The 22,022-nt window shown below is 70.5% G+C and carries 15 protein-coding genes and 1 tRNA gene; 7 read left to right on the top strand and 9 right to left on the bottom strand.

Annotation, left to right across the window (positions count from 1 at the left end; genetic code table 11):
• Positions 1-52: 52 nt before the first annotated feature.
• Positions 53-1,117 (top strand): sugar phosphate isomerase/epimerase family protein, encoded by a 1,065-nt coding sequence (locus QUY26_RS06400; RefSeq protein WP_289944144.1) that lies wholly within the window; start codon positions 53-55, stop codon positions 1,115-1,117.
• Between the two features lie 80 nt (positions 1,118-1,197).
• On the opposite strand, the gene QUY26_RS06395 is transcribed toward QUY26_RS06400, so the two are convergent.
• From QUY26_RS06395 to QUY26_RS06375, 5 genes are all read right to left on the bottom strand, one after another.
• A complete protein-coding gene (locus QUY26_RS06395) occupies positions 1,198-2,586 on the bottom strand; it encodes an OFA family MFS transporter (protein ID WP_289944143.1) in 1,389 nt (462 codons plus the stop codon).
• Between the two features lies 1 nt (position 2,587).
• Positions 2,588-3,976, bottom strand: coding sequence for an OFA family MFS transporter (locus tag QUY26_RS06390; RefSeq protein ID WP_289944142.1), 1,389 nt, complete (start codon positions 3,974-3,976; stop codon positions 2,588-2,590).
• A gap of 122 nt (positions 3,977-4,098) precedes the next feature.
• Positions 4,099-6,255, bottom strand: a complete 2,157-nt coding sequence (locus QUY26_RS06385; protein ID WP_289944141.1) for an acetate--CoA ligase family protein — start codon at positions 6,253-6,255, stop codon at positions 4,099-4,101.
• Positions 6,256-7,485 carry a formyl-CoA transferase gene (gene frc, locus QUY26_RS06380; RefSeq protein WP_289944140.1) on the bottom strand — a complete coding sequence of 410 codons (1,230 nt, stop codon included), beginning with the start codon at positions 7,483-7,485 and terminating at the stop codon, positions 6,256-6,258.
• 12 nt (positions 7,486-7,497) lie between these two features.
• Complete coding sequence (locus tag QUY26_RS06375; protein WP_289944139.1) at positions 7,498-9,189, bottom strand: thiamine pyrophosphate-binding protein; 1,692 nt, start codon at positions 9,187-9,189, stop codon at positions 7,498-7,500.
• A gap of 167 nt (positions 9,190-9,356) precedes the next feature.
• On the opposite strand from QUY26_RS06375, the gene sucC reads away from it, so the two are divergent.
• From sucC to QUY26_RS06360, 3 genes are all read left to right on the top strand, one after another.
• Complete coding sequence (gene sucC, locus QUY26_RS06370) at positions 9,357-10,496, top strand: ADP-forming succinate--CoA ligase subunit beta (protein ID WP_289944138.1); 1,140 nt, start codon at positions 9,357-9,359, stop codon at positions 10,494-10,496.
• Between the two features lie 11 nt (positions 10,497-10,507).
• Entirely contained in the window at positions 10,508-11,422 is a 915-nt protein-coding gene (gene sucD / locus QUY26_RS06365) for a succinate--CoA ligase subunit alpha (RefSeq protein ID WP_289944137.1), read from the top strand.
• Between the two features lie 133 nt (positions 11,423-11,555).
• The gene (locus tag QUY26_RS06360) at positions 11,556-13,181 is read left to right on the top strand and encodes an aldehyde dehydrogenase family protein (protein ID WP_289944136.1); all 1,626 of its coding nucleotides are present in this window, start codon (positions 11,556-11,558) and stop codon (positions 13,179-13,181) included.
• A 102-nt stretch (positions 13,182-13,283) separates the two neighbouring features.
• On the opposite strand, the gene QUY26_RS06355 is transcribed toward QUY26_RS06360, so the two are convergent.
• Positions 13,284-14,618, bottom strand: a complete 1,335-nt coding sequence (locus QUY26_RS06355) for a DUF2254 domain-containing protein (RefSeq protein WP_289944135.1) — start codon at positions 14,616-14,618, stop codon at positions 13,284-13,286.
• A 148-nt stretch (positions 14,619-14,766) separates the two neighbouring features.
• Here QUY26_RS06355 and QUY26_RS06350 point away from each other — a divergent pair.
• Positions 14,767-14,851, top strand: a tRNA-Leu gene (locus QUY26_RS06350).
• Positions 14,852-15,060: 209 nt separating this feature from the next.
• Here QUY26_RS06350 and QUY26_RS06345 read toward each other — a convergent pair.
• Together QUY26_RS06345 and QUY26_RS06340 are read right to left on the bottom strand one after the other, a co-directional pair.
• On the bottom strand, positions 15,061-16,284 hold the full coding sequence (locus tag QUY26_RS06345) for a cytochrome P450 (protein ID WP_289944134.1): 1,224 nt from the start codon (positions 16,282-16,284) through the stop codon (positions 15,061-15,063).
• A gap of 740 nt (positions 16,285-17,024) precedes the next feature.
• Positions 17,025-18,584, bottom strand: a complete 1,560-nt coding sequence (locus tag QUY26_RS06340) for a glycoside hydrolase family 3 protein (protein ID WP_289944133.1) — start codon at positions 18,582-18,584, stop codon at positions 17,025-17,027.
• Between the two features lie 389 nt (positions 18,585-18,973).
• On the opposite strand from QUY26_RS06340, the gene QUY26_RS06335 reads away from it, so the two are divergent.
• Together QUY26_RS06335 and QUY26_RS06330 are read left to right on the top strand one after the other, a co-directional pair.
• Complete coding sequence (locus tag QUY26_RS06335; RefSeq protein WP_289944132.1) at positions 18,974-19,996, top strand: zinc-dependent alcohol dehydrogenase; 1,023 nt, start codon at positions 18,974-18,976, stop codon at positions 19,994-19,996.
• A 22-nt stretch (positions 19,997-20,018) separates the two neighbouring features.
• The gene (locus tag QUY26_RS06330; protein ID WP_289944131.1) at positions 20,019-21,098 is read left to right on the top strand and encodes a Gfo/Idh/MocA family protein; all 1,080 of its coding nucleotides are present in this window, start codon (positions 20,019-20,021) and stop codon (positions 21,096-21,098) included.
• On the opposite strand, the gene QUY26_RS06325 is transcribed toward QUY26_RS06330, so the two are convergent.
• Positions 21,038-21,895, bottom strand: coding sequence for a phytanoyl-CoA dioxygenase family protein (locus QUY26_RS06325; protein WP_289944130.1), 858 nt, complete (start codon positions 21,893-21,895; stop codon positions 21,038-21,040). The genes QUY26_RS06330 and QUY26_RS06325 overlap by 61 nt on opposite strands.
• Positions 21,896-22,022 lie beyond the last annotated feature (127 nt).

The raw sequence follows: 22,022 nt of genomic DNA, 5'->3' as shown, positions 1-22,022 counted from the left end.
CCCCGGATCGGCCCCCGCCTCCTGAACCCGAACCCAGCCAGGGAGATACCGCATGAGCCGCAAGCACACCCCGGACGACCCCGAACTCGCCCACAGACTCAGCCGACGCGGCATGCTCGGCGTCGCCGCGGGCACCACCGCGGCCGCGCTCGTCGGCAGTGTCGTCGCCACGGCACCCGCCGCCGCTGCCGAGCCCGCGGCGGCGGCGCGGGGCAAGGGCCGCGGCCGTCTCGTCCTGCCGCCCGGCCGCCTCGGCATCCAGCTCTACAGCCTGCGCGACAGGGTCTCCACCGCCGGATTCGCTACCGTCTTCCGCGAGTTGGAGCGCTACGGCTACGACGAGATCGAGTTCGCCGGATACACCCAGGGCTCGGCGGGACCCATCACGCTCGCGCAGCTCAAGAAGCTGGCCCACGACCACGGACTGAACCCGATCGGCAGCCACGTCGGCTACTACGACAACGGCAACCCGAACGCGTACACGTTCGCGCAGAACCTCACCAAGGTCCTCGACGACGCCGAGGCGCTCGGCCTGAAGCACATCGGCACCGCGTCCGGTCCCTTCCGCTACGGCTCGACCGTCGACGGGTGGAAGCGGGCCGCGGAGGACTTCAACACGTACGGAGAAGCGGCACGCGCGCGGGGGATCAAGTTCTACCAGCACAACCACGCCGAGGAGTTCTCCTTCGCCACGGACAAGCCCAGCGTGCGCCTCTACGACGTGCTGCTGGCCGAGACCGACCCGGACCATGTGTTCCTGGAGATGGACATCTACTGGGCCTACTCCGCGCAGTTCCGTTTCGGCAAGCAGGTGGACGGCACACCGCGGCCCTTCGACCCGCTGGACTACGTCCTCAAGCGGCCGCACCGCTACCCGCTGTTCCACGTCAAGGACGGCGTCCGTGACGACTCGACGCGGGACGGCTACCGCATGTCGGACGTCGGTGACGGCGACATCGACTACAAGAGGTTCCTGTCCAAGGTGACCGCCCGCACCCACCAGGGGCGCCGCTACCACCACTGGCAGGCCGAGCACGACAACCCGGCCGAGTCCTACGCCTTCGCCCGCAAGTCCAGCGCGCACCTGCACTCCCTGCGGGAGCGCTGCGGCGACTGAGAGAGGCGGAGGGGGTGGTCCGCCGGTCCGGCGGACCACCCCCTCCCCCTGGAACGCCGGCCTGACGCACCGGCTGGACGTCACACCGTGGCAGCACGCGCGCGTGGCGCCCCGGGCTGGTGCAGCAGCAACGACAGGGCCGCCGCGAGCAACGACACACCACCGGCCGTCACATAGGCGCCGACGTAGCCCCAGGAGTCCACGACCATCGCGCCGAGGCCGCCTCCGAAGAGGCCGCTGACGAGCTTCGCGCTGTAGACCATGCCGTAGTTGGACGCGTTGTTGTTCTCTCCGAAGTAGTCGGGGACGAGCGCGGCGAACAGCGGGTAGAACGCGCCACCGGCGAAGCCGGACAGGAAGGCGAAGAGCAGGAACAGCGGCTGGTTGTGCATCTCGCCCGCCCACAGGACACCGAACTGTGCGACAGCCAGGGTCAGACAGACGTAGGTCAGGGTGTACCGGCGGCCGAGACGGTCGGAGAGCCAGCCCACCACACCGCGCCCCGTGCCGTTGATCACCGACATGACACCCATCGACGACGCGGCGATGAGCGGGCCGAAGCCCATGTCCTTGGCGAACGGGACCTGGAAGGAGATCCCGAAGATCGACACTCCGGCGCAGCACAGCATGCACACCCACATGAGCGGCACGACACCGGTGCGTAACGCCTCCCCGGGGGTGAACTGCGCGGCCGCCGGGGGGTTCTTGGCGAGCGCCACGGCGGTGCGCGGGTCGGTGGCGGGCCGCAGCGGATCGATGTCGGACGGCCACCAGTTCTTCGGCGGGTCCTTGAAGAACAGGCCCGCCACCAGTGTCACGGCGAGCACGTAGAAGCCGACGAGGTCAAGGACCGTGCGGTAGTTGGAGGTGTCGAAGCCGTAGGAGAACAGGAAGATGAAAGGCACCGCTCCGTAGGCGAACCCTCCGTTGACGAAGCCCGTCTTGCCGCCGCGCCGCTCGGGGTACCACTTGCCGACCATGTTCACGCACGTCGAGTAGATCAGCCCGGAGCCGACCCCGCCGAGCAGGCCGAAGCCGACCATCGCCGCCGCCACGTTGGGTGCGTGGCTGAGGCTGACGAACCCGATCAACGACAGGACCGATCCCGTCACCATGGCCTTGCGGCTGGTCAGGATGCCCTTCTCGCGGAGCTTCCCGGCGGGGAAGGAGACGCCCGCCTGGAAGAAGATCCACACGCTCAGCACCCAGAAGGTGTTCGACGACGTCCAGTGGTGCGCGGCGGACAGGGTGTCCTCGGCCGCTCCGAAGGCGTACTCGAAGACACTGATGGCGATCATGGCCACCCAGGGGAGGACGACCATGGTCCAGCGTGGGCGGCCGAGGATGTCCCGGTCGCTCTCGCCGATGCGGTAGACGCGTCCGCGCGCGTCCGTCACCTCACGGAACTCGCTGTACGACGTGTCCGCGCGGCCGGACGCGCCGCTTGCGGCGAAGGGCTCCGCCGTCATATCAAGCCATCTCCTCACCGAGGGGTTGTGGATTGGGGCTGATGTCCTTGGGATTCGGCCTGCCGGGTTGCGACAGGAAGAGCGCGACGAAGCCGGCGAACAGGGATATGGATCCGGCCAGGGTGAACGCCCCGGTGTGGCCCCAGTGGCTCACCACCACGGCGCCCATGCCGGAGCCGAGCAGGCCGGAGACCAGCTTCGAGCTGTAGACCAGGCCGTAGTTGGAGGCGTTGTTGTTCTCTCCGAAGTAGTCCGCCGTCATGGCCGCGAACATCGGGAAGATGGCGCCGCCTCCGAAGCCGGAGATGCTGGAGAAGATCAGGAACAGGGGCAGGTTCTTGATCTCGGCGGACCAGAGGATGCCGTACTGCGCGAGACCGAGGACGACGCAGACGAAGATCAGGCAGCGTTTGCGTCCGTAGCGGTCCGAGAGCCAGCCGATGACGCCCCGCCCGGTGCCGTTGACGATGGCCTTCAGGGACATGGCCGTGGCGACGATGCCGCCCGCGAAACCGGCGTCCTCCCCGATGTCCACCTGGAACGCGATACCGAAGATGTTCACGCCCGAGGTGCACAGCAGACAGAACCACATCAGAGCGACCCGGCCCGTCTGCCAGGCCTCCTTGGGGGTGTACTGCCGCACGGCGGGCGGATTCATCCGCAGGGCGCGCCGGGCCCTCGGGTCGTCCGGCGGGCGCAGCGGGTCCACCTCGGCGGGCCACCAGTTCTTCGGCGGGTCCTGGAAGAAGTAGCCGGCCACGGCGACCGTCGCCGCCAGCAGGAGCCCCACGGAGACCAGCACCCAACGGAAGTTGGACAGGTCCATGAAGCCGGTGAAGATGAAGACGAACGGCACCGAGCCGTAGGCGAATCCGCCGTTGACGAAGCCGGTCTTGCCGCCCTTGCGCTCCGGATACCACTTGCCGACCATGTTCACGCAGGTGGCGTACACCATCCCGGCGCCCATGCCGCTGAACATGCCGAATCCGATGTAGGCGACGATCACGTGCGGTGCGAAGGCGAGCGACAGATAACCCAGGAGAGTGCCGCACGCGCCGAGCATCATCGCCCAGCGGGCCGGGAGCTTCCCGCTCTCGCGGAGCTTGCCCGCGGGGAAGGCCACAGCCGCCTGGAAGAAGACCCAGACGCCCAGCATCCAGAAGATGTGCAGGCTGCTCCAGCTGTGCGCGGTGTGCAGCGTGTCCTCGGCGGACGCGAACGCGTACTCGGCCGAGCTGATGCCCATCATGCCCACCCACGGCAGGATGACCATCCACGTGCGCTTGCGGCCCATGATGTCGATGTCGGTCTCGCCGACCCGGTACACCCGGCCGTTGGAGTCCGTCACCTCCCGGTAGCCGACGGGCCTGGATATGTCGGTTGTCGTCATCTCACTCAGCACCCCTTGCGTCGAAAGTTCCTGGCCAGCGCCCCCTGTCCACTACCTTTCGTGCGCGTACGGGCTCCGGGGCGGCCCACGCGTACCGTCGGCCGCCCCGTGCGCCGGTCACGTCATCCATCGCCTCCCAGCAGCCCCGCGGCGCGCGCCCAGCGGTACTTCGCACCGAGCACGGCGACCGGCTTCTCCGTGGTGTAGGGGTAGGCCACGACGCCCCGCTCGAAGAGGTACTGGCAGGCCTCCTCCACCTCGACGTCGCCCGCGAGCGACGCGACGACCGGCTTGTCGATGCCCCGCTCCCGGAACTCGGCGATCACGCGGGCCGTCAGTTCGGCGAAGACCATGGGAGGGGTGACGATGGTGTGCCAGTAGCCCAGTACGAGCGCGTGGATGCGCGGATCCTCCAGGCCGAGCCGGATCGTCGCCTCGTACGTCGAGGGGGGCTCGCCGCCGGTGATGTCGACGGGGTTGCCCGCCGCGCCGAACGGCGGGATGAAGGCGCGGAAGGAGGCGTCCAGGTCGGGCGGGATGTCCATCAGCGTCAGGCCGTTGTCGGTCACCGCGTCGGACAGCAGCACGCCCGAGCCGCCCGCCCCGGTGATGATGACGACCTTGTCGCCCTTGGGGGCGGGCAGGACCGGCAGCGCCCGCGCGTACTCCAGCATCTCGTTCAGCCCAGGGGCCCTGATGACTCCGGCCTGCCGCAGGATGTCGTCGTAGACGGCGTCGTCGCCCGCGAGCGCGCCCGTGTGCGATCCGGCGGCCTTGGCCCCCGCCGCGGTCCGGCCCGCCTTGAGGACCACGACGGGCTTCTTCGGCACGGTGGCCCGCGCGGCCTCCACGAAGGCCCGGCCGTCCTTGAGGTCCTCCAGGTGCATGGCGATGCACTGGGTGTGGGGGTCCTCGCCGAACCACGTCAGCAGGTCGTCCTCGTCGAGGTCCGCCTTGTTGCCCAGCCCGACGATCGCCGAGACACCGGTCTTCGTGGCGCGCGCGAAGCCCAGGATCGCCATCCCGATGCCGCCGGACTGCGAGGTGAGCGCCACTCCGCCCTTCACGTCGTACGGCGTGCAGAACGTGGCACACAGGTCCTGCCACGTCGAGTAGTAGCCGTAGATGTTCGGACCGAGCAGCCGCACCCCGTGCCGCTCGCCGATCGCCACGATCTCGTCCTGGAGGGCCTGTTCACCGGTCTCGGCGAACCCCGAGGGAATGAGGACCGCGTTCGGGACGCCCTTGCTCCCCACCTCCTCCAGAGCGGCCGCGACGAACTTGGCGGGGATCGCGAAGACCGCCACATCCACCTCACCAGGGACGTCCGTGACACTCTTGTACGCCTTGCGCCCCAGAATGTCATCGGCCTTGGGGTTCACCGGATGGATCTCTCCGGAGAAGCCGCCGTCGATGAGGTTGCGCATCACCGAATTGCCGATCTTGCCCGGCTCGTTGGAGGCGCCGATGACGGCGACGGAGCGGGGCTGCATGAGGCGCCGCATCGAAGCGAGCATCTGTGCGCGCGTGTACGTGCGCCGCTCCGTGGGGGCCTTTGCTGCGAGGATGACGCGGATGTCCGCGGCGAGCGCCCCCTCAGGGGTCGCGACGACCGGGTTGAGGTCCACCTCCGCGATCTCGGGGAAGTCGGTGACCAGCTCCGACACCCGGCGTATCTGCTCGGCCAGCGCCCAGCGGTCCACCCCGGGCGCACCGCGCACCCCGCGCAGGACCTCGGCCGCCCGGATCGAGTCGAGCATCGAGCGGGCCTCGTCGGCGTCGACGGGCGCGAGGCGGAACGTGACGTCCTTGAGGACCTCCACCAGGACACCGCCCAGGCCGAAGGCGACGACCTTCCCGAACGTCGGATCGGTGACCGCCCCGACGATCACCTCCTGGACGCCGGGACCCGAGGGCAGCAGCTCCTGCACCTGCACGCCGTCCACGCGCGCCGCGGGCGCGTAGGCCCGCGCGTTGGCGATGATCCGGTGGAAGGTCTCCCGTACGGCCGCCGCGCCCTCCACGCCCACGACGACGCCGCCCGCGTCGGTCTTGTGCGGGATGTCCGGCGACACGATCTTCATCACGACCGGTCCGCCGAAGCGCGCCGCGCACGCCACCGCCTCGTCGACGTCCCGCGCCAGCTCCTCCCCGGGTACGGCGATCCCGTACGCGTCCGCGAGGACCTTGCCCTCCGGCGCCGTGAGCGACGTACGCCCCGTGGCGCGCACGGATTCCAGGAGCGCGCGCACCCGCTCCTTGCGGTCTTCGGCCGGCAATCAGATCACTCCGTTCGACTTGAGCAGGCGCAGCTCCTCGTCACCGAGGCCGAGCTCGCCGATGAACACCTCTTCGTTGTGCTCGCCGAGCAGCGGCGAGCTGACCACGTCCACGGGGGAGTCGGAGAGCTTGAGGGGCGAGCCGACGGTGGTGAACGCGCCCCGCTCGGGGTGCGCGACCTCGACGACCATCTCGTTGGCGACCAGCGAGGCGTCCTCGATGATCTCCCTGGTCGACAGGATCGGGCCGCACGGGATGTTGTGGGCGTTGAGGCGTTCGAGGACCTGCCACTTGGGCAGCGTCGAGGACCACTCCTCGATCAACTGGAACATCTTGGTGAGCTGCGGCAGCCGCGCCTCGGGCGTGGCCCACTCGGGGTCGTCGGCGAGTTCGGGGCGCCCGATGAGCTCCGTGATGGGCTTCCAGCCGACGGGCTGCACGATGACGTACACGTAGTCGTTGGGCCCGCCCGGGGCGCACTTGACGGCCCACCCGGGCTGTCCGCCGCCGGAGGCGTTCCCGGAGCGGGGCACCTCGTCCCCGAAGTCGTCGTTCGGGTACTCGGCGAGGGGGCCGTGCGCGAGGCGCTGCTGGTCGCGCAGCTTGACGCGGCACAGGTTGAGGACGGCGTGCTGCATGGCGACGTTCACGCGCTGTCCCCGTCCGGTGTTCTCCCTCTGGAAGAGGGCGGCGAGAATGCCCGCGACGGCGTGGATGCCGGTCCCGGAGTCGCCGATCTGCGCACCGGTGGCGAGCGGTGGGCCGTCCTCGAAGCCGGTGGTCGACATGGAGCCGCCCATGGCCTGGGCGACGACTTCGTAGGCCTTGAAGTTGGTGTAGGGGCCGTCTCCGAAGCCCTTGATGGAGGCGTAGACGACGCGCGGGTTGATCTCCTGGATGCGTTCCCAGGTGAAGCCCATGCGGTCGACGGCGCCCGGGCCGAAGTTCTCGACCATCACGTCCGAGCGGCGGATCAGCTCCGTGAGGAGTTCCTTGCCGCGTTCGGTCTTGGTGTTGAGGGTGATGCTCCGCTTGTTGCAGTTGAGCATCGTGAAGTAGAGCGAGTCCACGTCCGGAAGGTCACGCAGTTGCTTGCGCGTGATGTCGCCCGTCGGTGCCTCCAGCTTCACCACGTCCGCGCCGAGCCAGGCGAGCAGCTGGGTGGCGGAGGGGCCGGACTGGACGTGCGTCATGTCCAGGACGCGGATTCCTTCGAGGGCCTTGGTCACGTCCGTGTCACCTCACTTGTACATCGTCTGGTTCATGGTTCCGGGGGCGTACGCGTCCGGGTCGACCCACACGTTGATCAGGGAGGGCTTGCCGGACTCGCGGGCGCGGCGCAGCGCGGGGCCGATGTCGGCGGGGTCGCGGACCTCTTCGCCGTGTCCGCCGAGCATCTGGGCGAACTTGTCGTAGTGGACGTCTCCGAGGGTGTTGCCGACCCGCTCGCGCTCCGTGCCGTACTTGGCCTTCTGGCCGTAACGGATCTGGTTCATGGAGGAGTTGTTGCCGACGATGCCGACGAAGGGCAGGTCGTAGCGTACGAGCGTCTCGAAGTCCCAGCCGGTGAGGCTGAAAGCGCCGTCTCCGAAGAGGGCGACCACCTCCTTGTCGGGCCGCGCCTGCTTGGCGGCGAGCACGAAGGGGATGCCGACGCCGAGCGTGCCGAGCGGGCCGGGGTCCATCCAGTGCCCGGGGGCCTTGGGCTGGACGACCTGCCCGGAGAAGGTGACGATGTCGCCGCCGTCGCCGATGTAGATCGAGTCCTCGGAGAGGAAGTCGTTGATCTCGCTCACCAGGCGGTACGGATGGATGGGCGAGGCGTCGGACCTGAGGCTCGGCAGCCGCTTGTCGAGCGCCGTCTGCTCGGCGGCCCGCAGCTCGTCGAGCCACTCCTTGCGCCGGGACGCGCCCCCGTTGACGCGCCCGGACGCCGCCTCGGTCACGGACTTCAGGACGAGCCCCGCGTCGCCCACGATGCCGAGGTCGATGTCGCGGTTCTTGCCCACGGTGCGGTAGTCGAGGTCGATCTGGACGACCGTCGCCTCGGCGGAGAGCCGCTTGCCGTACCCCATGCGGAAGTCGAAGGGGGTGCCGACGATGACGATGAGGTCGGCGTTGGAGAAGGCGTAGCGGCGCGACAGCTGGAAGTGGTGCGGGTCCCCTGGGGGCAGGGTGCCGCGTCCCGCCCCGTTCATGTAGGCGGGCACGTTCAGGGTGCGGACCAGGTCGGTGGCCGCCGCGGTCCCACGGGTCGTCCACACCTGGCTGCCGAGGAGGATGGCGGGCCGCTCGGCGTGGACGAGGAGGTCGGCGAGCTTCTCGATCGCCTCGGGGTCACCGGCCGAGCGGGTCGAGGCGCGGTAGTGGCCCGCGCGCGGGACGCGCGCCTTGTCGGCGGGGACCTTGGCGTCGAGCACGTCGCGGGGGATCTCCAGGAAGGAGGGTCCCGGAGCGCCGTGGTAGCACTCGCGAAACGCCATGGACACCATGTCGGCCGCGCGCGCGGTGTCCGGCACGGTGGCGGCGAACTTGGTGATCGGCGTCATCATGTCGACGTGCGGCAGGTCCTGCAGTGAGCCCATCTTGTGCTGTGTGTGGGCTCCTTGACCGCCGATCAGAAGCATCGGGGACTCCGCGCGGAAGGCGTTCGCGACGCCCGTGACGGCGTCCGTGGTGCCGGGGCCGGCCGTGACCACGGCGCAGCCGGGCTTGCCGGTGATCCGCGCGTATCCGTCGGCCGCGTGCGCGGCGACCTGCTCGTGGCGTACGTCGACGACGTCGATCCCCTCGTCGACGCAGCCGTCGTAGATGTCGATGATGTGGCCGCCGCAGAGGGTGTAGATGACCTCCACGCCCTCCGCCTTGAGTGCTTTGGCGACCAGATGCCCTCCGGAGATGAGGGTGTTGTTGTCGCTGCTGTCGTCGGGCATGGCGAAGTCCTGTCCCTTCGTAGGGGAGTCGGAGTGCGCTCGTCCGCGCTCGGAGCGCCCTCACAGTACATTGCATACAGTCGACGAATACTGTATGAAGCTTGTTATCCCGCATCCGGTGGGTGGTGTCCAGGGGGCGTGCGGCACTTTCCAGACAGGAGCCGGCAATGGACCTGTACGAACACCAGGCAAGGGAACTCTTCGAGGAATACGGCATCTTGGTGCCGCGCGCCGAAGTCGCCGACTCGGCCGAGCTGGCCCGCGCGAGCGCCGAGCGCCTGGGCGGCCGCGTCGTCGTGAAGGCGCAGGTCAAGACCGGAGGACGGGGCAAGGCAGGCGGCGTGAAGTTCGCCCGCGACCCGGCCGCCGCCGAGCTGACCGCCCGGCAGATCCTGGGCATGGACATCAAGGGCCATCCGGTCCGCACGGTGATGCTCGCCCAACCCGTCGACATCGACAGCGAGTTCTACGTCTCCTACGTACTCGACCGCTCCCAGGGGCGCTTCCTCGCGATCGCCTCCGCCGAGGGCGGCATGGACATCGAAGAGGTGGCCGCGACCCGGCCCGAGGCCGTCCTGAGGACGCCCATCGACCCCTTCGACGGGGTGCCCCGGGCGAAGGCCGCGGAGATCGCCGCGGCCGCCGGTCTTCCCGACGCCGCCGCCGACACCCTGACCGCCCTGTGGAACGTACTGATCAGGGAAGACGCGCTGCTCGTCGAGGTGAACCCGCTCGTGCGCACCACACAGGGACAGATCCTCGCACTTGACGGAAAAGTGACCCTCGACGACAACGCCCGTTTCCGGCAGACCCGCTGGGGCGCCCAGGGCGCGGTACACGACCAGGAGAGAGACGAACTGGAGGCGGCCGCGGCCGCCAAGGGACTCAACTACGTGAAGCTCGACGGCGAGGTCGGCGTCATCGGCAACGGCGCGGGCCTCGTCATGTCCACCCTCGACGTCGTGGCCGACTGCGGTGCCCGGCCCGCCAACTTCCTGGACATCGGCGGCGGCGCCTCCGCGCAGATCATGGCGGACGGCCTCTCGGTCATCCTCTCCGACCCGTCCGTCACCGCCGTGTTCGTGAACGTCTTCGGCGGCATCACCGCCTGCGACGCGGTCGCCGACGGCATCGTGCGGGCCCTGGAGTCCGTACGCCTCACCAAGCCCCTCGTCGTCCGCCTCGACGGCAACAACGCCGCGCGCGGGCGCGCCATCCTCGACGAACGCGGCCACCCGCTGGTCGAGCAGGCCACCACCATGGACGGCGCCGCGCGCCGCGCCGCCGAACTCGCCCACGCAGCCTGAGGAGCCCGGCCATGGCCATCTATCTGACCAAGGAGAGCAAGGTCCTCGTCCAGGGCATGACCGGGAGCGAGGGCATGAAGCACACCCGGCGCATGCTCGCGGCAGGCACGGACGTGGTCGGCGGCGTCAACCCGCGCAAAGCGGGCCGCAGCGTCGACTTCGACGACCGCGCGGTGCCCGTGTTCGGCTCCGTGCGCGCGGGCATGGACGCCACCGGCGCGGACGTCACCGTCGTGTTCGTGCCGCCGGCCTTCAGCAAGGCCGCGGTCATGGAGGCGGCGGACGCCGGCATCGGCCTCGCCGTCGTCATCACCGAGGGCATCCCCGTCCACGACTCGGTGGCCTTCCACGCGTACGCCCGGCGACACGGCACCCGCGTCATCGGACCCAACTGTCCCGGCCTGATCTCACCGGGCCAGAGCAACGCGGGCATCATCCCCGCCGACATCACCAAGCCGGGCCGCGTCGGCCTGGTCTCCAAGTCCGGGACCCTCACCTACCAGCTCATGTACGAACTTCGCGACACGGGCTTCTCCACCTGCGTGGGCATCGGCGGCGACCCCGTCGTCGGCACCACCCACATCGACTGCCTCGCCGCCTTCGAAGCCGACCCCGACACCGAACTGATCGTCCTCATCGGCGAGATCGGCGGCGACGCGGAAGAGCGCGCGGCGGCCTTCATCAAGGACTCCGTCACCAAGCCCGTCGTCGCCTACATCGCAGGGTTCACCGCACCCGAGGGCCGGACCATGGGGCACGCGGGCGCCATCGTCTCCGGCACGTCCGGTACCGCACAGGCGAAGAAGGCCGCGCTGGAGGCCGTCGGCGTCCAGGTCGGCAACACCCCGACGGAAGCCGCCCAGTTGGTGCTGACGACCCTCGCCGCGGTCGGTCCCCCGCTGACACCTCGAACCCGCCGGGAGTGACGTCACTCATAGGTGACTGGCCGCGACTCCACTAGCGTCCCCGAACGACGTACGAGGACCGCGGCCACCGCCGCCCCGTACGCGTGGCCATGCACCCCCGCCCCGACTGTGCACCGTGAGCGGAGAGAACCCAATGGCACCCACCCTCGACACCCCCTCCGTCCCCGAGGACCCCCGTACCTCCCATGCCCCCAGCGCACCTCACATACCTCGTGCCCCTCGTGCCCCTCGCGTCCTCAAGGCCGGAACGGCCTGGGAGCAAGCCTGGGGGCGCTGCCTCGCCGCCGCCCCCGAAGCCTTCAGGGACGATCGCGTACTGAACCTGTGGCACGGCGGCTGGCGCCCCGACGGCCGCCCCCTGCCCGCTACCAGCCCCGTCGACGCGAGCCCCATCGCGGGCCCGCCCCGACTCGACACCGACGCCGCGCGGCGGGCCGTGCGCGCCTCGCTCGACCAGCACCGGGCCTGGCTCCACGTCCCGCTGTCCGAGCGCCGCGCCCGCGTCGCCGCCACCCTCGAGAGCCTCACCGAACACCGGGAACTCCTGGCCCTGTTGCTCGTCTGGGAGATCGGCAAGCCCTGGCGGCTCGCGCAGGCCGACGTGGACCGGGCCATCGACGGCGTCCGCTGGTACGTCGAGGGCATCGAGCCGATGGTCGAGGGCAGGACCCCGCTGGACGGGCCCGTCTCGAACATCGCGAGCTGGAACTATCCGATGAGCGTGCTCGTTCACGCAATGCTGGTACAGGCACTGGCAGGCAACGCGGTCATCGCCAAGACCCCGACCGACGGCGGCGTCTCCTGTCTCACCCTGGCCTGTGCGCTCGCCGCCCGCGAAGGGATTCCCATCACCCTCGTCAGCGGCAGCGGCGGTGAGCTGTCCGAAGCACTCGTGCGCGCCCCCGAGATCGGCTGCGTGTCCTTCGTCGGCGGCCGGGACACGGGCGCCGCGGTCGCCACGGCAGTCGCCGACCTCGGCAAACGCCACATCCTCGAACAGGAGGGACTGAACACCTGGGGCATCTGGAACCACAGCGACTGGGACGCGCTCGGCGGGGTCATCCCCAAGCTCTTCGACTACGGCAAGCAGCGCTGCACGGCCTACCCCCGCTTCGTCGTCCAGCGCGAGCTGTTCGACTCCTTCCTGGCCGCGTACCTGCCCGCCGTACGGACCGTGCGCGTCGGCCACCCGCTCGCCGTCGCCGGGCCCGAGGACCCGTTCCCTGACCTCGACTTCGGCCCGCTGATCAACGCGGCCAAGGCCAAGGAGCTGACCGACCAGGTCGCGGAAGCCGTCGACCGCGGCGCCGTGCCGCTGTACCGCGGCGCCTTCGACGCCGACCGCTTTCTGCCCGGCCAGGACACCTCCGCGTACGTCCAGCCGGTCACGCTCCTGGCGCCGCCGCCGTCGTCCCCGCTGCACCACGCGGAGCCGTTCGGCCCGGTCGACACGATCGTGCTCGTCGACACCGAGGCGGAGCTGCTCGCCGCCATGAACGCCTCCAACGGCGCGCTGGTCGCCACGCTGTCCACCGACGACCCGCAGACCTTCGACCGGCTGGCGCCGCAGATCCGGGCGTTCAAGACCGGCTGGGGCAAGCCCCGTTCACGCGGGGACCGCGACGAGCTGTTCGGCGGCTTCGGCGCGTCCTGGCGCGGCGCGTTCGTCGGCGGGGAGCTGCTTGTACGAGCCGTCACACAGGGCGCGGCGGGGGAGCGGGCGCCGGGGAACTTCCCCAGCTACCACCTGATGGCCTGAGTCGGGGTGGGGTACGGGCGCTACGCCCCGTACCCCACCGCGTCGGCAAGGCCGCCGTGGCTCGGCCGCCGTTGGGGCGGTGCCCGTCCCGGAGCCCGTTCGCTACCCGATGCCCTGCCGGTCGGGCAGCAGCGCGAAGTCGCGGTCCGCGGCCTCCGGCACCAGTCGTTCCACGGACTGCTCCAGGAGCGCCCGGTGCCGGAGGAGCGGTGCCCTGCGGCCTTCGGGCGCGAGCAGGAGCAGATCGTCGATCCCGGCCAGCATGCGCCGGGTGACCTGGGGATGCCCGGCCGCGCAGCCACGGATCTCGGTGAGACCGAGGTCCACCAGGTCCTGCCAGTCGGGTACCGGCTGCACGAGCCGCACCGCCCCGCGCCGGTCGCGATGGCGCAGCGCGCCCAGCGGATAGCGGGCGACCGATGCGAGGAACTGCACGATCCGGTCCAGGGCCTGCACGGCGGTCGTCGGGTCGTTCACCGCCGGGGACAGGGCCCGCAGCGCGATGTCGGACAACTGCCGGAGCCCGAAGCCGAGGTCCTGGTGGAAGGTTCGCTCCACCCCGACCGACACCGCGTAGCGCAGGGCGCGACGGCCGGGTGCGGGGCCGCCGTACACCGCGAACACGGGTGTGCCCGGCACCATGAAGTCCCCGATGCGCGGCAGCAGCCGCAGCACCACTCCCTGGCGCCGTGCCGCCCGCACCACCCGTGCGATGTGCACGTCCCGCAGGACCCCGGCCCGGCCGTCATGGGTGATCCGGGCTGTCTCGGGGCCGAGGCGGTCGTCGTCGAACTCCCCCTCCGTCGGATGCCGCACGGCCACGCGGAACGCCTCGCGCGCGATCCGGTCGATCACGAAGCCGATGCGCATCATGCGCAGGGTGCCGTTCACGTACGCGATGAACAGGAGCAGGCTGAGCAGCACCAGGAGGAACGCGAGCAGGCCCTCGACCAGCGGCACGTTCGTGAGCAGGCGAGGGTCCTGCTCGCTGTCGAAGGACGTCAGCGTCATCAGGGAGAACAGGAACGTCGCGAGGAAGACCGTCAGGGTGATCTTCGTGATCCGGGACCGGACGTAGAGCCGCACTACCCGGGGGCTGAACTGGCCGCTGGCCATCTGCACGGCCACCAGCGAGATGCTGAAGACGACACCGATGAAGGTCATCATCGCCGAGCTGATGGTGCTGATGACCGTCTTGGCGTCCTCGGCGAGCCGGTTCAGATCCTTGAGAGTGTCGTAGTCCTCGTCGTCCTGGAGGATCCGAACCAGCTCCGTATCCACCGCCGAGGCCGCCCACCACAGCAGCAGGGAGCCGACGAGCCCCACCGTGGGCGCGAACCACATCGTGTCCCGCAGATGCTCCCGCAGCGGCGAGAGGACCCGAGGCCGCCGGACCCGCGCCTCACTCGGAGAACCGGTAAGCAATCCGTCACTCATGGTGAAACCTTAGGTGCCTCGGCGCGCCGTGCCGCGCGCCGCGCGGCCACCCGGCGGACGTCACGGATACGCAGGTGAAAGGCACTCCGAAACCTTGGTATTGTTGTCTTCGTCGCCGAGGGAAACACCCCGGAGCGACAGACACCTAGTCCGGGTGGCGGAATGGCAGACGCGCTAGCTTGAGGTGCTAGTGCCCTTTATCGGGCGTGGGGGTTCAAGTCCCCCCTCGGACACAGACGACATCCTCTGCGGATTCTCCCGCAGGGGATGTTTCGCGTTCAGGAGCCTGACGCCCGTGACCTGCAGCCCCGCAACGCGGCGCCCGCGAAGCGAGAACCCCGGGGGAGGGCTCGCCGGGAGCCCTCCCCCGGGGAGGTGTCGGAATGATCGACGGTCGGCGGCCGTCAGATGTGCCTCAGGTGTCAGAAGGTGTCAGAAGGTGTCAGAACTTCACCGGCAGGCTGGTGAGGTGCATGCCCTCACCCGGGACCGGCGCGTACTGCAGGTCCTTGCGGTCCACCGCGAGCCGCAGGCCCTCGTGCTCGAGCAGGAGCTGGTTGAGGACGATCTCCGTCTCCAGCTTCGCGAGCGAGGCGCCGATGCAGTAGTGCGGGCCGTGGCCGAGAGCGATGTGGCCCACGCCGGCGCCGAGCTTGCGGGAGATGTCGAGCTCGGTGGGCTCGGTGTACTCCGCCGGGTCGTGGTTGGCGCCGAGGAGTGAGGCGTTGACGACCTCGCCCTGTTTGATCGGGCAGCCCTTGAACTCCAGGTCCTCGGTCGCGTACAGCGGCGCGCCCATGGGCACGGCGCTGGCGAAGCGCAGCAGCTCAGGGACGGCCGTGGTGGAGAGGAGCTCCGGCTGCGCGCGCAGCTTGGCCAGCTCCTCCGGGTGGTCGAACAGCGCGAGCACGGCCTCGCTCAGGAAGTGCGCGGGCGGCGCGATGCCCGTGTTGATCAGGAGCAGGAAGACCGCGATGATCTCGGTCTCGGTGAGCTTGTCGTCACCCTCGTCCTGCAGCAGGCCGGAGACCGGGTCGTCGCCGGGCTCGGCGCGGCGCTTCTCGATCAGCGCCTTGCCGTACGCGACGATGCCCTGGACGGCGGGGATGAAGTGCTCCGGGTCACCGGAGGCGTAGCCCTGGATGAAGCCCTGGACGGTCGGCTGGTCGGCCGCCTCCACGCCCATCAGCTCACAGATCGCCGTGGCGGCGATCGCGTATCCCAGCTCACTGACGAGGTCGGCCTCGCCCTTGGCCTTGAGGCCCTCGTGAATGGCCTCGGTGGCCTGCTCCAGCTGCGGGCGCAGCGCGTTGACGCGCTTGGCTGTGAAGGAGCGCACGAGCAGGTTGCGGACACGGGCGTGCTCGTCGCCGTCGGACAGTACGAGGATGCCCAGGTACTGCGCGTACTCGGCGGGCAGGCCGTAGGCCGCGATCATCTGGTCCGCGATGCTGGGGCCCTCCTGGCCGGTCAGCTTGGTGGCGTCACGTACGAAACGCGGGTCGGTCAGGGCGTCCTTGGCGTCCTCATAACCCGTGACCAGCCAGACCGGGGTCTCCAGGCCGGGCAGGGAGACATGGACGAGCGGGCCCTTCTCGCGCAGTTCCGCGTATTTCGTCGGGTCGCTAATGGTTTCGGGCGCCAGGCTGACGAGTGGCTCCGACATGATGAATCCATCTCCTTAGGTCTGCGGAAAACCCCGCCCTGGCGGTTGCGGTTCGCGTCCGGGCCGGACCGGCGGGTTTTTGGCGCGAGGGCACAGATGAGCCTGCGGTTGATTTCAACCGGGCAGTCGCCGGCTCGCAGCCGAGAGTATGGGCGCACGGCGACCGGTTCGCCGTCAACTCCCTCTCGGTCCGTCAATGCGGAACCAGAACATAGCAGCGTGGAGATGAATATCCAGGGCCGCTTCCGGTTCCGTCGGCCTGGTAACTGGGGTGCCACAGGGGTGGGTTGGCCGGAGGGCCAGGGTGAGGGCGCAGTGCTGTGCGAGGGGGTTGCCTCCTTGTGCGAAGCAGGCCGCGCAAGGGTGGAACGGCAGTTCACGGTGCGGGGCGAAGGGGGTAATGCCCTATTTCCAGGAACGCGCGGCGCGGTCCGGTCGATGTGTGGCGTACGGTGGCGCGGTCGGAATTTCTAACGCGTTCCTAATGCGCGACCGATTCGCCGTCCTATTGACCTTGCCTGTTAAGGATCCATAAAAGGCTGTCCGGTCGCCGGGACGCGCCCGAATGAGGCTTTCATTGCCCTTGACGGAATCCTGTCGCCGGGAGTTCTGCGGAAATGTTTGAGGACCGCTCCGGGCGAGATGAGTGGGGTGTGCGAATTTACGGACGACCTGCCGTGAGGGCCCGTATTGTCGGGCGCTTCCCGGTCGGGCGCTTCCCGGTCGGGCGCTTCCCCGGGTCAGGCGCTGCCCGCGAGCATCTCGGCGACCGCGATGCCCGACGCCCTGGTCGCGCCGTGGGTGATCATGTGCACGGCCCCGAGCCCGGCGCCCGTGGGCACGCCCATCTCCACGACCAGCGCGTCCGGGCGGGTGCGCAGGAGTCGGGTCAGGGTGTCCGACATCCAGCGGTGGCGGGCCGCGTCGCGCACGACGACCACCAGGGCGCGCCCGGCCGCGGGGGTCAGGGCCGCGCGGTCGAGGACCTCGTCCGTGTCGTCGTGGCGGTCGAGCTCGGACTGGGTGAGGCGCACGGACGTGGTGTCGGGGCGCAGGTCGCGCAGTGGGGCGGCGACGCCCCAGGGGGTGCCGCCGTCGACGGCAGGGTTCATCACCGGCGACAGCTCCACGACATGGGGCGCCCGGGAAAGCGGGAGCAGATCTTCCGAGCCGTCGGCGCGACGGTGCACCCGCACCGCGCGGCGTGCCGCGACCAGGCCGATGTCCGAACGGCCGCCTGCCCCGGCCGCCGCCCGTGTCCCGTTCCCCGCCCGGGCCACGGCCCGTGACCGCTCGCCCGACCAGGCGGCGAAATCCCGGACCCGCCCGCTCGCCTCCGTGAGCCGCTCCTCGGGCAGGCGTCCGTCGAGCACGGCCTTGACGAGCGCTCCCGCGAGCAGCTCGACGGTGGACTGCTCGGCGCTGTCGCCGCCCACGCACACCGCGTCCACGCCGCCCGCGAGGGCCCGGACCGTCGCCCCGTCGATGCCGTACCGGTCGGTGACCGCACCCATCTCGATACCGTCCGTGACCACCATGCCGTCGAAGCCGAGTTCGCCGCGCAGCAGATCGTTCAGGACGCGGGGGCTGAGTGTCGCGGGCAGCCCGGGGTCGTAGGCGGGCACCACCAGGTGGGCGGTCATGATGGCGCGCACGCCCGCCTCCGTCGCCGCGATGAACGGCGGCAGGGCCGTGCGGGCGATCTCCGCTGCGGTGCCCCGCACCTGGGGCAGGCCGAAGTGCGGGTCGACGGAGGTGTCGCCGTGACCGGGGAAGTGCTTGGCGCACGCGGCGACACCGGCCGCCTGCAGACCACGGATCCAGGCGGCGGTGTGACGGGAGACGACGTCGGTGCGGGCGCCGAAGGAGCGCACGCCGATCACGGGGTTGAGCGGGTTGGAGTTCACGTCGGCGCTCGGTGCGTAGTTCAACGAGACACCCGCCGCGTGGAGTTCCCGGCCGATGTCGCGGGCGACGCTCTCGGTGAGGTCGACGTCGTCGACGGCCCCGAGCGCGAGGTTGCCCGGGCGTGAGGCCCCCGTCCACGCCTCCATGCGTGTGACATCGCCCGCCTCCTCGTCGATGGCGACGATCAGATCGGGGTTCTCGGCGCGCAACGACGTGGTGAGGGCGGCGACCTGCGCGGGCTCGACGATGTTCCGGCCGAACAGCACCACGGCGCCGAGCCCGTCGGCGATCCTGCGGCGCAGCCAGTCCGGAGCCTCGGTGGTGCCCACGAATCCCGGCTGGAGGACGGAGTTGGCGAGCTGCTCCAGCTTCGGGTGACTGCTCGAAACCATGCCGGGACCTCCGGGGGCGGATGGCTGACCGGTCGGCGGCCGGCCGGTGGACGAGAGCGCGCAGGTGGCGATGGTCGGGTCGCCGGGCGGCTTGGTACAGGCCAATCGGATGTTGGCTCAGGCCAATTGGAGCTGTCAAGGAGTGCGAACCCGCAGGAAACGGAAGGTGAACCGGCAGATGGGAGAGGCGTTCTGGAGGAGCCGAGCAAGGCGAGCCGGGTGGGGTCCGGGCCTGCACCGATCAGGCCGGGTGCCTCACCGGCCGAGGCAGGCCACCTTGTAGGACGCCCGTCCGCGCGGTGGAATTCCCGGGAGCGGGACGGCACCGGACTGCCGTTTCCGCGACGGCGGCACGGCCCGACGAGGGCCACGGGCGAAGGAGGCACACCGTGCGGCGGTACGAACTCGTCGGCAGGCGGGACATCAGACTGGTCACCGACGCCCCGGTGCCCGAGCCGGGACCCGGCCAGGTCCTCGTGCGGGTCCGGTCGTGCAGCGTCTGCAACCGCAGCGACCTCGCGTACTACCACTACTACGGCCTCAGGGAGCACTGCGCGACCGGGTGCTACGGCCACGAGATCGCCGGAGTCGTCGAGGCGACAGGGCCCGGCGTCACGCGCGTCACGGCCGGGCAGCGCGTCTTCGTACGCACACCGCTGACGAGCGGGTACGCCGAGTACGCCCTCGCGCGCGAGATAGCCGTCGGCGCGCTGCCCGACGGCATCCCCTTCGAGCAGGGCTCCATCCTCCAGCTCCTGCCGCTGGCCGTGCACGCCACGCGTGGCATCCGGCTCGGCGACCGGGTCGCCGTCCTCGGCCAGGGGCCCGTCGGCCAGATGGCGCTGCGCATGGCCGTCCGGCGCGGCGCCGCCCACGTGGCCGTCGCCGACCTCGACGACTGGCGTCTGGAGCGGTCCCGGCGCGCGGGCGCGGACGCGGTGCACCGGGTCGACGGCAGCTCCGCGCAACTCGCCGCCGTCGGAGCGGGCTTCGCTGCGCGAGGGGAGGAGTTCGACGTCGCCATCGACGCCGTCGGCACCCCCACCACCCTCAACGCCTGCGTCGGCCTCGTGCGCCAGAACGGCCTGGTCGTCATGCTCGGCACGCACCACGTGGACACGCACGTCACCGTCGACCTCGTGACCTGGGAACGCAAGGGCCTGCGCGTCCACAGCTCCGCCGAACCCGTGGACACCGCGCGCGCCGACGCCCTCGCCGTCGCCGAACGCCTCCTGCGCCACGGCCACGAGGCGCTGCGCCTGCCCGACCTGCACACCCATACCTACCCCCTCGACGAACTCCCCAAGGCCATGGAGCAGTTGTCCGCCAGCAGGTCCCTCTACCCGGACGCGGACCGGGCCCCCTTCGACGGACCGCCGCCCGAGACCCTGAAGGTGGCGATCGTGCCGTGACCCGCACAGGGAGGCGGGCCAGGTGAGGTGGGCGGTCGCCGGGTACGGCGACGTCGTGGAGCGGCGTGTGCTGCCCGCGCTCCGGGCGCTCGGGGAGGAACCGGTGCACCTCTGGGGCCGCGACGCCGAGCGGGCCGCCCGCGTCGCCGCCCGCCACGGGGTGCCGGTCGGCGGCGACGACGAGGACATGTTGATCCGCGATGTGGACGCTGTGTACGTCGCCACTCCCGTCGTCCACCATGTACCGCTGGCCGGGCGGGTGTTGAGCGGCGGTCTCCCTGTACTGGTCGAGAAGCCGCTGGCCGGAGGGCTGTGGCCGGGCGCCAGGAGTGGTACCGATGCCGGTGTCCGGCGGGGTGGCGACGCTCTGCCGTGCGCGGGTGTCGCGTACTACCGCAGGCTCGCCCCCGCCGTGCGCCGTCTGCGCGAGGAACTGCGGGGGTGGTCGCCGGAACGGGTGGAGGTGCGGTTCCGGTGCGCGTTCGACCCCGGGCCCGGGCATCCGATGCGGTGGCGGACCGACCCCGCCCTGTCCGGCGGCGGGGTGCTCGCCGACGCGGGGAGCCACCGGCTCGACGTGCTCCACCTCCTGTTCGGGCGCCCCGACGAGGTGCGGGCCCGCCTCGACCGCCGGTTCCCGGAGGGCGCAGAGCGCCTGGCCGAGGTGGAGCTGCGCTGGGACGCGGGGCTTCGGGCGCGGGTGCGCGCGGAGTGGAGCGGGGAGCCGCCCGAGGATCGCTTCGAGGTGAGCGGGTCCGGGCGGACGCTCACCCTCGACCCGCTGGACTCGGGCCGTCTGCGCCGCCAGGGGGCCGAGGGAGAGCGGGAGGTGACCTTGCCACCCGCCCCGAACCCCCATCAGCCGCTCATCGCCGACTTCGTCGCCGCCGTCGTGGCAGGCCGGCCGCCGGTGTGCCCCTTCGCGCAGGCCCACCTGGTCGACGACGTACTCGTGGCCGCGGCACGCTCCGACGCTGCCGGTGGTGACCCGGTGCGGCTGCCGCTCCCCGCCGACGGCGCGCCCGCGGGCCGGGCCGGGGCTCAGGCGCCGTCGTCCGCCGACCAGGCCTTCAGCCACCGTGGGTCCGGCGTGTCCGACTGACGGATGAAGCGCGTGTCGATGGACAGCCGCATCGCGTCCGTCGTCGCGTCCAGCGAGGCATGGATGATGTGCGGCACGTGCACCATGACGTCACCCGCCGCGAAGTCCGTCCACAGCCAGCGCCGCCCCAGGCTGCGCGCGGTGAACTCCAGGTCGTGGCAGATCTGACGGCGGTCGTCCGGCCGGTCCGTGGTGTCCCGCAGCGACTCGTATGCCTCCGGAGGCAGCGTGTGCGAACCCTCCAGGTACACCAGCGCCCCCGACTGCGGCGGGCAGTCGCCGACCGGGATCCAGGTCGTGACGACCTGCGGCGAACCCTCGTCCATGTAGTCGAAGTCGACATGGGCACGCGAGGCCCGGCGCACCCCGCGGTGGAAGTGGCGCAGGATGCGGCGCGGCAGCATCCGGGCGTCGCCGTCGAGCAGGTCGGCCGCCAGCTTGCGCAGCCGCGGGTCGTCGAGGAACCGGTCGAAGGTCTCCGAGCGGACGAAGGCGTGCGCGGGATGCCCCGCCACACCGTACTCCGGCAGCCCCTCCGGCACCCGCCCCGAGAACACGCCCTCGCGCGCGCTGGTGCCCGGCGCGAGATAGCCCGCGGGCAGCTGGGAGAAGTACCTGGCGCGCAGTCGCAGCACCTGCTCGCGGTCGAGGAAGTCCGGCAGATACAGATATCCGTCCGCGTGCAGCCGTGCCCGCAGAGCGACGGGGTCCGGCATCCGATCCGGGTCGGTGGCGCGCAGCGGGCCGAACAACTCGGGGGAGAAGGGTATGGGCACGCCGTTCGACGAGAGATTCACGAGGAGTCCTTACGTCAGCGGGTCGTCGTCAGATCACCAGTGCGCAGGTCGTCAACAGTTGACTGTCCCGTCCATGCGTGGGCTCAGCAGTCAAGAGGTGGAAGGACGGTCAATGCGTCGTCGAGTC

Origin of the sequence: Streptomyces flavofungini (genome assembly GCF_030388665.1) — a bacterium.
GTDB lineage: Bacteria > Actinomycetota > Actinomycetes > Streptomycetales > Streptomycetaceae > Streptomyces > Streptomyces flavofungini_A.
Note: the sequence above shows the minus strand (reverse complement) of the source record. Positions and strands in the feature narration are given on the sequence as shown.

Excerpts from the sequence above, each read along its gene's own strand:
- sucD (WP_289944137.1), top strand. The coding sequence starts at position 10,508 with ATGGCCATCTATCTGACCAAGGAGAGCAAGGTCCTCGTCCAGGGCATG.
- QUY26_RS06400 (WP_289944144.1), top strand. The coding sequence starts at position 53 with ATGAGCCGCAAGCACACCCCGGACGACCCCGAACTCGCCCACAGACTC.
- QUY26_RS06355 (WP_289944135.1), bottom strand. The coding sequence starts at position 14,618 with ATGAGTGACGGATTGCTTACCGGTTCTCCGAGTGAGGCGCGGGTCCGG.
- QUY26_RS06360 (WP_289944136.1), top strand. The coding sequence starts at position 11,556 with ATGGCACCCACCCTCGACACCCCCTCCGTCCCCGAGGACCCCCGTACC.
- QUY26_RS06390 (WP_289944142.1), bottom strand. The coding sequence starts at position 3,976 with ATGACGACAACCGACATATCCAGGCCCGTCGGCTACCGGGAGGTGACG.
- sucC (WP_289944138.1), top strand. The coding sequence starts at position 9,357 with ATGGACCTGTACGAACACCAGGCAAGGGAACTCTTCGAGGAATACGGC.
- QUY26_RS06340 (WP_289944133.1), bottom strand. The coding sequence starts at position 18,584 with ATGGTTTCGAGCAGTCACCCGAAGCTGGAGCAGCTCGCCAACTCCGTC.
- QUY26_RS06375 (WP_289944139.1), bottom strand. The coding sequence starts at position 9,189 with ATGCCCGACGACAGCAGCGACAACAACACCCTCATCTCCGGAGGGCAT.
- QUY26_RS06395 (WP_289944143.1), bottom strand. The coding sequence starts at position 2,586 with ATGACGGCGGAGCCCTTCGCCGCAAGCGGCGCGTCCGGCCGCGCGGAC.
- QUY26_RS06345 (WP_289944134.1), bottom strand. The coding sequence starts at position 16,284 with ATGTCGGAGCCACTCGTCAGCCTGGCGCCCGAAACCATTAGCGACCCG.